Below are 11,718 nucleotides of genomic sequence, written 5' to 3'. Positions count from 1 at the left end.
TTCATAGTTAAAAAGAAGCAACATCAGCTCGGATTCCGCAACTGATGTTGCTTCAATTTCATATATGTGGAGAGATATTATGCATACTATAGACGTCGATTTAGTAGCAAGATTAATAAATGAACAATTTCCTGAATGGTCCGATTTAGAGATCAGACCTGTGAAATTCAGTGGGCATGATAATCGGACTTTTCATTTAGGTGAACAGATGAGTGTGCGATTACCAAGTGCAGTCGCTTATGTTCCTCAAGTGGAGAAAGAACAACAATGGTTACCTTTTTTAAAGAAAGGACTGACGTTACCTATTTCAACACCATTAGCGAAAGGGACACCTACCAAAGAATATCCCTGGCCTTGGTCTATTAATAATTGGCTAAAGGGAGAGACTTTATCCCATGAGAACATTAATGATCTCAATCAATTTGCGAGAGACTTGGGAAGCTTTTTAATTGAATTACAGTCTATTGATGCTAGTGGGGGACCTTTAGCCGGAGAGCATAATTTTTATAGAGGTGGGTCCTTAGCTGTATATGATGAGGAATCTAGAAATGCGATTGAGCATAATAAAGATATTTTTAATGAAGGTCTATTGAAAAAGATCTGGGAACTGGCATTAGACTCTGAATGGGAGTCAGAACCAGTTTGGGTTCATGGTGATGTCGCACCTGGAAATATATTAGTCAAAGACGGACAGCTTTGTGCAGTCATTGATTTTGGCATATTAGGGGTGGGTGATCCTGCTTGTGATGCTGCAATGGCGTGGACTTTTTTTGATCAGGCTAGTAGAAGGAACTTTAAAAAGGTATTAAACATGGATGCACAAACGTGGAATAGAGCAAGAGGGTGGGCTTTATGGAAAGCACTGATCACCTATAATGGAAATCGATATTATTCTAACCCAACAGTAGCGGAAGAATCCTTGAATATTATCAATCTAATAGTAGAAGACATCGAATTGTAGAAATTGAACTACATAAAACATGTAAACTAAACCATAATAGTCAATAAGCACGAATGAGCATCAGTCAGATGATAAAGTGTTGTACTTAAATCCGAAAGAAAGGAATTTGTATGAACATTTAGCGACTGACAACGATTATCATATTAGAATTATTATAAATAACTTGACAGGCCTTAATTTGGTTAATTATAATAATTATAAATAGTATCCACTCTATTCATAAATTAAACCCAAAGGAGATTAAACAATATGTCATTAATCGGAACAGAAGTACTACCATTCAAAGCAAGCGCATTTCAAGATGGGAAATTTATCGATGTTACAGAAGAAAACTTCAAAGGTAAATGGAGTGTAGTTTGCTTTTACCCAGCTGACTTCACATTCGTATGCCCAACTGAACTAGAAGATTTGCAGAACCAATATGAAACCCTCAAACAACTAGGTGTTGAAGTATATTCCGTTTCTACTGACACACACTTTACACATAAAGCATGGCATGAAAGCTCCGCAGCAATTGGCAAGGTGAAGTACATTATGATCGGCGATCCTTCCCATGTGGTTTCCCGCAACTTTGATGTATTGATCGAAGCTGACGGTCTTGCAGATCGTGGTACATTCATCATTGATCCAGACGGTGTTATTCAAACTGTTGAGATTAATGCTGGTGGTATCGGCCGTGATGCTAGCGCTCTTGTTAACAAAATTAAAGCAGCGCAATATGTACGCAATCATCCAGGTGAAGTTTGCCCAGCGAAATGGTCGGAAGGTGCAGAAACTCTTAAACCAAGTCTCGATCTTGTAGGTAAGATTTAAGGAGCGAAAGCTAAATGAAACTAGATCAAGAAATAAAAGCTCAACTAGCGCAATACCTTGAACTCTTGGAAGGCGATGTAGTACTGAAACTCAGTGCAGGCGCTGACGAGGCATCACAAGAGATGACCGAACTAGTTGATGAAATTGCCAAAATGTCACCTAGGATTACGGTGGAAAGAACCGAACTGTCTAGAACCCCAAGCTTTAGTGTAAATCGTGTGGGTGAAGATACGGGCGTAACCTTTGCCGGAACTCCGCTTGGACACGAATTTACTTCATTAGTATTGGCTCTGTTGCAGGTTAGCGGAAGAGCTCCTAAGGTTGAGCAAAGTGTAATTGATCAGATCAAAGGCATTAGTGGTGAATATAAGTTTGAAACTTATGTTAGCCTGAGCTGTCATAATTGCCCTGATGTTGTACAAGCACTGAATCTTATGAGTATCTTTAATCCGGGCATTACCCATACGATGATTGACGGTGGAGTATTCAAAGAAGAGGTAGAAAGCAAAGAAATTATGTCTGTTCCAAGCGTCTACCTTAATGGTGAATTTTTCGAAAGTGGTCGTATGACGGTTGAAGAAATTTTAGCTAAAATGGGCAGCAGTGTGGACGCATCTGAGTTTGACAATAAAGCTCCATATGATGTGCTTGTTGTCGGCAGCGGCCCAGCTGGTGCAAGTGCAGCCATATATGCGGCACGTAAAGGTATTCGTACAGGTATTGTTGCTGAACGCTTTGGCGGACAGGTTAACGACACGCTTGGTATCGAGAACTTTATTAGTGTGAAGTACACTGAAGGTCCTCAACTCGTAGCTAAACTTGAAGAGCAAGTAAAAGAGTATGGCATTGATGTTATGAAATTGCAGCGTGTCAGACGTCTAGACAAAAATGACTTAATTGAAGTTGAACTCGAGAACGGTGCTGTTCTAAAGAGTAAGACGGTCATTCTGTCTACAGGTGCTCGTTGGCGGAATATGGGCGTGCCTGGTGAAGCTGAATTCAAGAACAAAGGTGTAGCCTACTGCCCACATTGTGATGGTCCTTTGTTTGCAGGCAAAGATGTTGCAGTTGTTGGCGGCGGTAACTCAGGTATTGAGGCAGCTATTGACCTTGCAGGTATAGTGAAGCATGTAACGGTTCTGGAATTTGCTCCAGAGCTCAAAGCTGATGCTGTACTGCAAGATCGTCTCTATAGCCTTCCTAACGTTACTGTTCTTAAAAACGTGCAAACTAAAGAGATTACCGGAACTGATAAGGTAAATGGTATTTCTTATGTTGATCGTGCGACAGAAGAGACTCACCATGTTGAATTGCAGGGTGTATTTGTACAGATCGGTCTGGTTCCAAATACAGAATGGCTAGGTGACACAGTTGAACGTACTCGCGTAGGTGAGATTGTTGTAGATAGCCATGGTGCTACTAGCTTACCAGGAGTATTTGCTGCTGGTGACTGCACTAATAGTGCTTATAAACAAATCATTATCTCGATGGGATCCGGTGCAACTGCAGCGCTAGGAGCATTTGATTATCTGATCCGTAACTAATCGATATTATTAGTAACAGCAAGAGAACGAAAGCCCTCACTTTTCACAAAGTGGGGGCTTTTTTTATCTTTTGTGAGAGAGAAATGGGTGTTTGTAAACTTTTTTGGAGGATTTTATGAAGATTTTCGCGAATACATATCTAAAATATGAATTAAGCAAAATTAAGGATTTAGATTAAATGCATGTCTGCAAGGCATAATCTGGTTAGACTTGGTGCGCTATAAATAACGTTTTGCTGGAATGGAGACTATATTTCTGTGATTAACAACATTGAATCTTTAGACAAATTTATCTCACTTATACCAATTATAAAATTATCTATCCCCGCTGATTTATCAATAGCGATATGTGATTTGGAACGGTTCGTTGCTTATTTTCCTGGCGACACCATAAATTTAAACATTAACGAAGGACAACCTTTACACAAAGAAGAACCGCTTTACTTAGCGATACAAGAGAATCGTATCTTGAAGTCCGATGTTCCAGCCCACTTTTATGGATTTGAGTTTACAGGTACAGCAACACCTCTTCACGATCAAACGGGACAAGTCATTGGCGGGATTGCAGTTCAGATTCGAAGACAAAGTGAATTAAAAGCTATTGTAGAACAAATCTCGGAATCATTATCCCAAGCCAATGAGCAAATTAATAATATTTCCTATGGTGTAAGTTCACTTTCCGATCACTCTCAGGAACTACTCATTCAATCTCAGCAGGCTGGAAAAGATGTGGAGAATACAACAGAAGTCCTATCCATTATAAACAGGGTTGCTGATCAAACGAATTTACTTGGGCTGAATGCTGCAATAGAGGCAGCGCATGCAGGTGAGAAAGGTAGAAGTTTTGAAGTCGTAGCCAAGGAAATCCGGAAATTTTCAAGGGAAACCGTCGCCTCGACGCAAAACATAAATAAAACCATGTTACAGATTAAGGGAATTACGAATCAAATGGCTAATTCGATAGAGAAGATAGCAGCTATCGGCCAAGAACAGGCGGCATCTGTTCAGCATACTTCTACATTTATTGAGGAAATAAAGATAATGTCCCAAAAACTTAATGAGTTTGCTAATAAATTATAAAAAGAGATTCAGTAGCAGTATTTTTGTCGCAATAAAAGAAAATTTTAAACGTATATTTAAAATCATGAATGGTATAGTAAGATAGTAATGAGTAATCAACATAGGAGGAATAAATTATGTCAACGCCGCACAATGCAGCACAAAATGGTGAAATCGCCAAAACAGTATTAATGCCAGGAGATCCTTTGAGAGCGAAGTATATTGCAGAAACCTATTTGGAGAACCCAACCCAATTTAATACGGTACGTAATATGTTTGGATATACAGGAACTTATAAAGGCAAAGAGGTTTCGGTAATGGGTTCGGGAATGGGAATGCCAAGTATCGGTATTTATTCTTATGAACTATACAAAAACTATGGTGTGGAAAACATCATTCGTATCGGTAGTGCTGGAGCATATACTGATAAATTGAATTTATTTGACGTGGTGTTGGCGGATAGCGCGTGGAGTGAATCTACATATGCCTATGTGCAAAGCGGTGTAGAAGGAGATATCCAGCTGCCAAGTAAAGAATTGAACGAAGTCATTGAAGCAGCGGCTACACGTATTAACAAGCCAGTTCTGACGGCGAGAATTCATTCCAGCGATGTATTCTATCATGAAGACAATGTGCCTGGAGTTAATGAATTTTACAATGAACATGGCTGTGTTTGTGTAGAAATGGAGAGTTATGCGTTGTTCCATAATGCGAAAGTGTTAGGTAAACAAGCTGCATGTATTCTTACCATTTCCGATTCGTTAGTTACTCATGCTGTAACCACGGCAGAAGAAAGACAAAATTCTTTCAACGGCATGATGGAAGTAGCTTTAGAAGCAGCGATTTCTATTTAATAAAAAAGATTAAGCAGCTTAAAAAGTTCTACGAGAAAAAGCTTGAAAGCCTATTAAATTCAGGATTAAGTCCTGATATTTAATAGGTTTTTTTCTCATTTGTAAGGTTGTGGAAATGGATAGGTGAAGCGTGTAAAATATTGTTGTTTTTAATCAAAATTTAATGTTAAATTCGTAATAATTCTCTCGGATTATACCGATATAAAAATCAAACCAAATGGCTACAAATCTTAGAAAAGACATCTAATCTCCATATGGTGGAAGTATTTATATTTTGGTGTAATGCCAAAGGGGGAAAATTGTGATTAAGCGGAGTGGCAATCTTTTATTAGCAATAAGTTTAGTATTCTCTATCGTCAGTTCTCTGTTTATGCCTGCAGTAATTTATGCAGCACCCAGCAATAGCAATATCATAGATCAAAGCTCCACATCAGCTGGAAATTTGAGCAGTGTTGCTTTTGGTAACAATGTTTTTGTAGCGGTGGGCCAAGGAGGGATATCTACATCATCAAATGGCGTAGATTGGTCTATCTCAAAAAAGGCGGGGAACCCCAAACTAACTTCTATTGTGTTCGCTAATGGGCTGTTCTTAGCTATTGATGGTAGCGAAAAGGCAGTTTACAATTCACTCGATGGTGAAAATTGGACAAAAAAAACGTTAGCTATCACACCGGAAAGGTTGAAAGCGGTCAATGAAAAGTTCTTTGTATGGCAGTCAGTATATAAACCTGGCACCAATCCACCTTCTTATGATGTAACTCTACTACAATCCTCGGATGGCATTAACTGGACAGACACAGGAATCACTTCTACCAATGCAATATTCGGAATGCAAAGCTTAACGGATATTGCTTATGGCAACAACAAATATGTGGTCTCTGCTAACAATGCTGTCTATTATACCTCAACGAATCTGATCAATTGGACAACGGTCACCTTAACCGATCTTGTGATCAACCACTATAACTCTAGTTGGCCTTATGTTACGAATGTAATCTATTTAGATAATCGTTTCTTTAGTTATATCGTGACTCCTTATGCTAAAAAAGTATTCACCTCTACAGACGGTGCTAATTGGACCGTTGATGCCTCATGGGATAACAAGCAATTTTATGGGGGAGGTTCTTTAAATGGGAGCTATTTGTTGTTTGGGCAGGGTGTAATTTATAAATCTTCTGCGGCTCCGCTGGACAGCACCCAGTGGACATCTTCGGATACCCATACAACAATGATGGTGAGCAATATGGTTTACGGAAATGGCAAATATGTTGCTTCAGGGGGCAACGGCTTACTGGTTTCTTCTGACCTATCGGCGTGGAGTAATGTCAGCGGTAATCTGAAAAGTATTGCTAAGGATGGTAATGGCAATTATGTTGCCGTCTCATCCGGGGAATATGGCTCTATTTACAAATCTAATAGCTCCGCAGTATGGAACGATGTCACACCCTCCAAGCTGCCGGGAATGAATGCGGTCACTTATGGAGCAGGGAAGTTTATTGCGGTTACAGATAAAGAAAACTACAATCTTAACGCCAAAGTGGTGACCTCGACCAACGGTGATACTTGGACTATGACAGATACCGGAGTGCAGGACAATCTGACTGGCGTTGCTTTTGGCACAAATCAGTACGTTGCTGTTTCCGATTATGGCGGAATTTATTCTTCAGTTAACGGAACCTCATGGACAGAGAAATTTAAAAATGGGGATTTTGCATTTAATACAGTAGCTTACTTGAATAATCAATTTGTAGCTCTTGGGATGAAATACAATAGTACTACTTATGAGCAAGAGAGCGTTGTTATCGCAAAATCATCAGATGGAATACAGTGGAATGTGCCCTTAGAGATTGGGTTCCCCAATACTTCTTTAAAGGGAATTGCCTATGATGGTAGAGCTTATATTCTGGTTGGAGAAGATACACTTAGCCAGCAGGCAGTAATTCTAACCACAGAAGATTTGGTAACTTTTACGAAGGTTACAATATCAGCTAGCGCACTAAATAATATCAGCTTTGGTAATGGAAGTTTTCTGGCTGTTGGATTGAAGGGGGAGTTATTCTCTTCGGCAGACGGATCCACGTGGACTCAGGAAACATCTGATCTTACTTCTAATCTTAATGGCATTATTTACGATGGTACTAACTTTAAGGTCGTGGGGGATTATTTCACTAAAATGACCCTGAACCTAGGACCTACTCTTGCATATAGCATCACCGCCTCAGCGGCGACGTTGACACCTGTCGTAGGTGTGGATAATGGGATTACGCTGACCGTGAAAAATTCGCTGGGCGATACGGATACAACGTTCACCGGAACAAAAGAAGTGACGGTAACGGGTTATGGTGTTGCGCCGGACGGAACGTACGGAAGCTTAGGAAGCACCGCTTTAGCGGCTTCACCGAGCAAGATCAACGTTAATTTCGTTGAGGGTGTAGCACAGGTGAACCTTAAGCTGAATAAAGCGGGAGCACAGGCTGTGGTGTTTAGCCAAGCAGGCGTAACCTCGCCAGCGGCAACAGCGCTGAACATTGCACCTGTCGCAGGTAGCACGGCGACAATGAAGCTGACCACGGGCGTAAGTGCCCCGCAGGTCAATGGCGGCAGCTTCGCGCAGCAGCCAGTAATTACTTTGCTGGATCAGTTTGGAAATGTAAACCTTGGCGACAGCAGTACGATTGTTACTGTGTCGAAGAAGGATGCAGGAAGCTGGATGTTGACGGGGAATACGACGTTGACGGCAGTAGCGGGTGTCATTTCCTTTACGGATCTGGGAGCTACGAATGCAGCTGGAATCACCGGAGCCCAACTGGCATTTGATGCGACAGGACTTCCACAGATCACTAGTGTAGCGTTGAATCTTCCAGAGCCACAGGGAGCCCAAAGCATCACCGCCTCAGCGGCGACGTTGACACCTGTCGTAGGTGTAGATAATGGCATTACGCTGACCGTGAAAAATTCGCTGGGCGATACGGATGCAACGTTCACCGGAACGAAAGAAGTGACGGTAACGGGTTATGATGTTGCGCCGAACGGAACGTACGGAAGCTTAGGAAGCACCGCTTTGGCAGCTTCACCGAGCAAGATCAACGTTGATTTCGTTGAGGGTGTAGCTCAGGTGAACCTGAAGCTGAACAAAGCTGGCGCGCAAGCGGTTGTGTTCAGCCAAGCAGGCGTAGCCACGCCAGCAGCAACAGCGCTGAACATTACACCTGTCGCAGGCAGCACAGCGACAATGAAGCTGACCACAGGCGTAAGTGCTCCGCAAGCTAATGGCGGCAGCTTCGCGCAGCAGCCAGTAATTACTTTGCTGGATCAGTTTGGGAATGTAAACATTGGCGACAACAGTACGGTTGTTACTGTGTCGAAGAAGGACACAGGAAGCTGGACGTTGACGGGGAATACGACGTTGACGGCAGTAGCAGGTGTCATTTCCTTTACGGATCTAGGAGCTACGAATGCCACTGGAATCACAGGAGCCCAACTGGCATTTGATGCGACAGGACTTCCACAGATCACTAGTGTAGCGTTGAATCTTCCAGAGCCACAGGGAGCGCAAAGCATCACTGCCTCAGCGGCGACGTTGACACCTGTCGTAGGTGTAGATAATGGCATTACGCTGACCGTGAAGAACTCGCTGGGCGACACGGACACTCTGTTTACCGGAACAAAAGAAGTGACGGTAACGGGTTATGATGTTGCGCCGGACGGAACGTACGGAAGCTTAGGAAGCACCGCTTTGGCAGCTTCACCGAGCAAGATCAACGTTGATTTCGTTGAGGGTGTAGCACAGGTGAACCTGAAGCTGAACAAAGCTGGCGCGCAAGCGGTTGTGTTCAGCCAAGCAGGCGTAGCCACGCCAGCAGCAACAGCGCTGAACGTTACACCTGTCGCAGGTAGCACAGCGATAATGAAGCTGACCACGGGCGTAAGTGCCCCGCAAGCCAATGGCGGTAGCTTCGCTCAGCAGCCAGTAATTACTTTGCTGGATCAGTTTGGGAATGTAAACCTTGGCGACAACAGTACGGTTGTTACTGTGTCGAAGAAGGATACAGGAAGCTGGACGTTGACGGGGAATACGACGTTGACGGCAGTAGCGGGCCTCATTTCCTTTACGGATCTGGGAGCTACGAATGCAGCTGGAATCACCGGAGCGCAACTGGCATTTGATGCGACAGGTCTTGCAGAGATCACTAGCGCAGTTATTGACCTTACCTGGCCTGAACTTGCTGCGCCAAGTATTGAGTCTGTAACAGCAGGAAACGGACATATTCGAATTACTTGGAGTCCCGTATATGGTACCGATAGTTACGCTGTATATCAGTCTACAGCTTCAGGTGTTTATGGAGCTGAGGTAGCTACTATAAGTGGCTCTGAGAACAGTTACGATGCTGTAGGATTAATTAATGGAACTGCTTATTATTTTATTGTTAAAGCTGTTAATCCTGATGGTATCAGTGCGGCTTCCAATGAAGTAACTAGAACGCCTCAGGTTCCAGCGCCGGGCGCGCCAATACTTCATTCACCTGTGGCAAGTAATGGCCTCATCGGCTTAACATGGGATCCGGTGAAGGGTGCGATTGGATACACTATATATCAAGGTATCACTTCCGGAATCTATGAGACCCAAGTGGCTACAGTAAGCGAATCTGTCTACAACTATGATGTGACAGGGTTAACTAATGGCCAATCTTATTATTTCGTAGTTAAGGCATCTAATCCGGGCGGGGAGAGTGCAGCTTCTAACGAAGTCAGCACGAAACCAAGAACATCACCATCTGCACCTACGGACTTAATAGCGGTAGCGGGAGATGGCGAGGTGACTGTGACATTTGCAGTTCCTGATTCGAACGGGGGAACTCCAATTACGAATTATGAGGTAACTGCTTCTCCGGGTAATATCGTAACGGTTGGGGCAACAAGTCCAATAAAGGTAACAGGTCTAGCGAATGGAACCACTTATTCGTTTACAGTTAAAGCGATTAATAGCGCTGGTAGTAGTGTAGCTTCTGAAGTTTCGAACTCCGTGACACCGAAGTCATCAACTGAGGTTGAGGTTACACCTACACCGCCAACACCAACACCAACGCCAACAGAATCACCGACATCAACACCGACTGCACCACCTTCAACAACTGCACCAACTGCAACAGCAGGATCCACTGCTACAGCTACAGCTACACTATCTAGCAGCATGGTTGAGGTATTGGTGAACGGTAAGGTTGAAAATGCCGGAACAGCAACGATATCTGAGCATAACGGGCAGACGGTTACCACGATTGTTGTAGATCAGGCAAAAATAGAGCAACGTATCGAAAAGGAAGACCAGAATGCAATTATAACTATCCCTGTGACTGCGACTTCAGATGTGATTATTGGCGAGCTTAATGGCCAAATCATCAAAGATATGGAGCAGAAGCAGGCGCTGCTAATCATTCGTACTCCAAAAGGTACTTATACAATATCAGCAGCACAGATTGATATCAGTGCAATTTCAAAACAGTTTGGCACAGACATTGCTCTACAAGATGTGAAGGTGCAAATTTCAATTTCTGTTCCGACTGCGGATGCACTGAAAAGAATAGAAATGTTGGCAGCCAATGAAAAACTAACGTTGGTAGCTCAGCCATTAGATTTCACGGTGAAGGTTACTTACGCTGGGAAAACTGTTGAACTCACTAAGTTTAATACCTATGTGGAAAGAACTATTCCTCTAGCGGATGGTGTAGACCTTAAGAAGATCACGACTGGGCTAGTGCTTGAAGCGGGGGGGACGTTCCGCCATGTACCCACACAGATTGTTGCCATTGATGGCAAACACTTTGCGAAAATACACAGTTTAACGAACAGTACGTATTTTGTAGTTCAAGATCCACAGAACTTCAAGGATGTCGCTACCCACTGGGCTAAGGACATTGTCAATGAGATGGCTTCCCGTAAGGTTATTAATGGAGTCGGCGACGATTTGTTTAACCCTAATCTGGAGATTACACGTGCAGAATTTGCGGCGATTATCGTACGTGGATTGGGATTGAAGTTGGAAAGCGGGACAACATCCTTTACGGATGTAAAGGTCTCAGATTGGTATAATGATGCGGTGCAGACAGCTTACTCCTATAAGCTAATCAACGGTTTTGAAGATGGAGCGTTCCATCCAACAGACAAGATTACTCGGGAACAGGCGATGAGTATTATTGCTAAAGCTATGGTGATTACCGATTTGAAGACAAATCTTCCTGCCAAAGAAGCAAGCGAGCTGCTGAGCATTTACACGGATGCGAATGAAGCATCAGACTGGGCGAAGAGTGGCATCGCAGACAGCCTGCAAGCAGGAATCATCACGGGCAGAAGCGGAAATGTACTTGCCCCACAAGCCTTCATTACGAGAGCAGAAGTTGCGGCTATCATCCAAAGATTGCTGCAACAATCAGATTTGATTTAATACACGGTTCTGATTCGAGAGGATCCTTCATGCAGGAAGAGCTGCGGAG

Annotated in this window: 6 protein-coding genes; all 6 read left to right on the top strand. The window is 43.1% G+C overall.

The annotated features are described in order from the left end of the window. The first annotated feature begins 79 nt into the window (after positions 1 to 79). The 6 genes from NST94_RS26340 to NST94_RS26315 all read left to right on the top strand — a co-directional run bounded on the left by NST94_RS26340 (position 80) and on the right by NST94_RS26315 (position 11,669). Positions 80 to 961 (top strand): aminoglycoside phosphotransferase family protein, encoded by an 882-nt coding sequence (locus NST94_RS26340; protein ID WP_076186522.1) that lies wholly within the window; start codon positions 80 to 82, stop codon positions 959 to 961. A gap of 249 nt (positions 962 to 1,210) precedes the next feature. After that, on the top strand, positions 1,211 to 1,774 hold the full coding sequence (gene ahpC, locus NST94_RS26335; protein WP_036681373.1) for an alkyl hydroperoxide reductase subunit C: 564 nt from the start codon (positions 1,211 to 1,213) through the stop codon (positions 1,772 to 1,774). Between the two features lie 14 nt (positions 1,775 to 1,788). After that, the gene (ahpF, locus tag NST94_RS26330; RefSeq protein ID WP_076277814.1) at positions 1,789 to 3,318 is read left to right on the top strand and encodes an alkyl hydroperoxide reductase subunit F; all 1,530 of its coding nucleotides are present in this window, start codon (positions 1,789 to 1,791) and stop codon (positions 3,316 to 3,318) included. 257 nt (positions 3,319 to 3,575) lie between these two features. Next, positions 3,576 to 4,397: a methyl-accepting chemotaxis protein gene (locus NST94_RS26325; protein ID WP_339281443.1), complete on the top strand. Its 822-nt coding sequence runs from the start codon at positions 3,576 to 3,578 to the stop codon at positions 4,395 to 4,397. Positions 4,398 to 4,513: 116 nt separating this feature from the next. Further along, a complete protein-coding gene (gene deoD / locus NST94_RS26320; RefSeq protein WP_036681380.1) occupies positions 4,514 to 5,230 on the top strand; it encodes a purine-nucleoside phosphorylase in 717 nt (238 codons plus the stop codon). A 301-nt stretch (positions 5,231 to 5,531) separates the two neighbouring features. After that, the gene (locus NST94_RS26315) at positions 5,532 to 11,669 is read left to right on the top strand and encodes an S-layer homology domain-containing protein (RefSeq protein WP_339281442.1); all 6,138 of its coding nucleotides are present in this window, start codon (positions 5,532 to 5,534) and stop codon (positions 11,667 to 11,669) included. The last annotated feature ends 49 nt before the right edge of the window (positions 11,670 to 11,718 follow it).

Origin of the sequence: Paenibacillus sp. FSL H8-0282, from assembly GCF_037963825.1 — a bacterium.
Classification (GTDB): Bacteria; Bacillota; Bacilli; order Paenibacillales; family Paenibacillaceae; genus Paenibacillus_AQ; species Paenibacillus_AQ odorifer.
The sequence above is the reverse complement of the archived record's forward strand: the minus strand, read 5'-3'. Positions and strand labels throughout refer to the sequence as shown.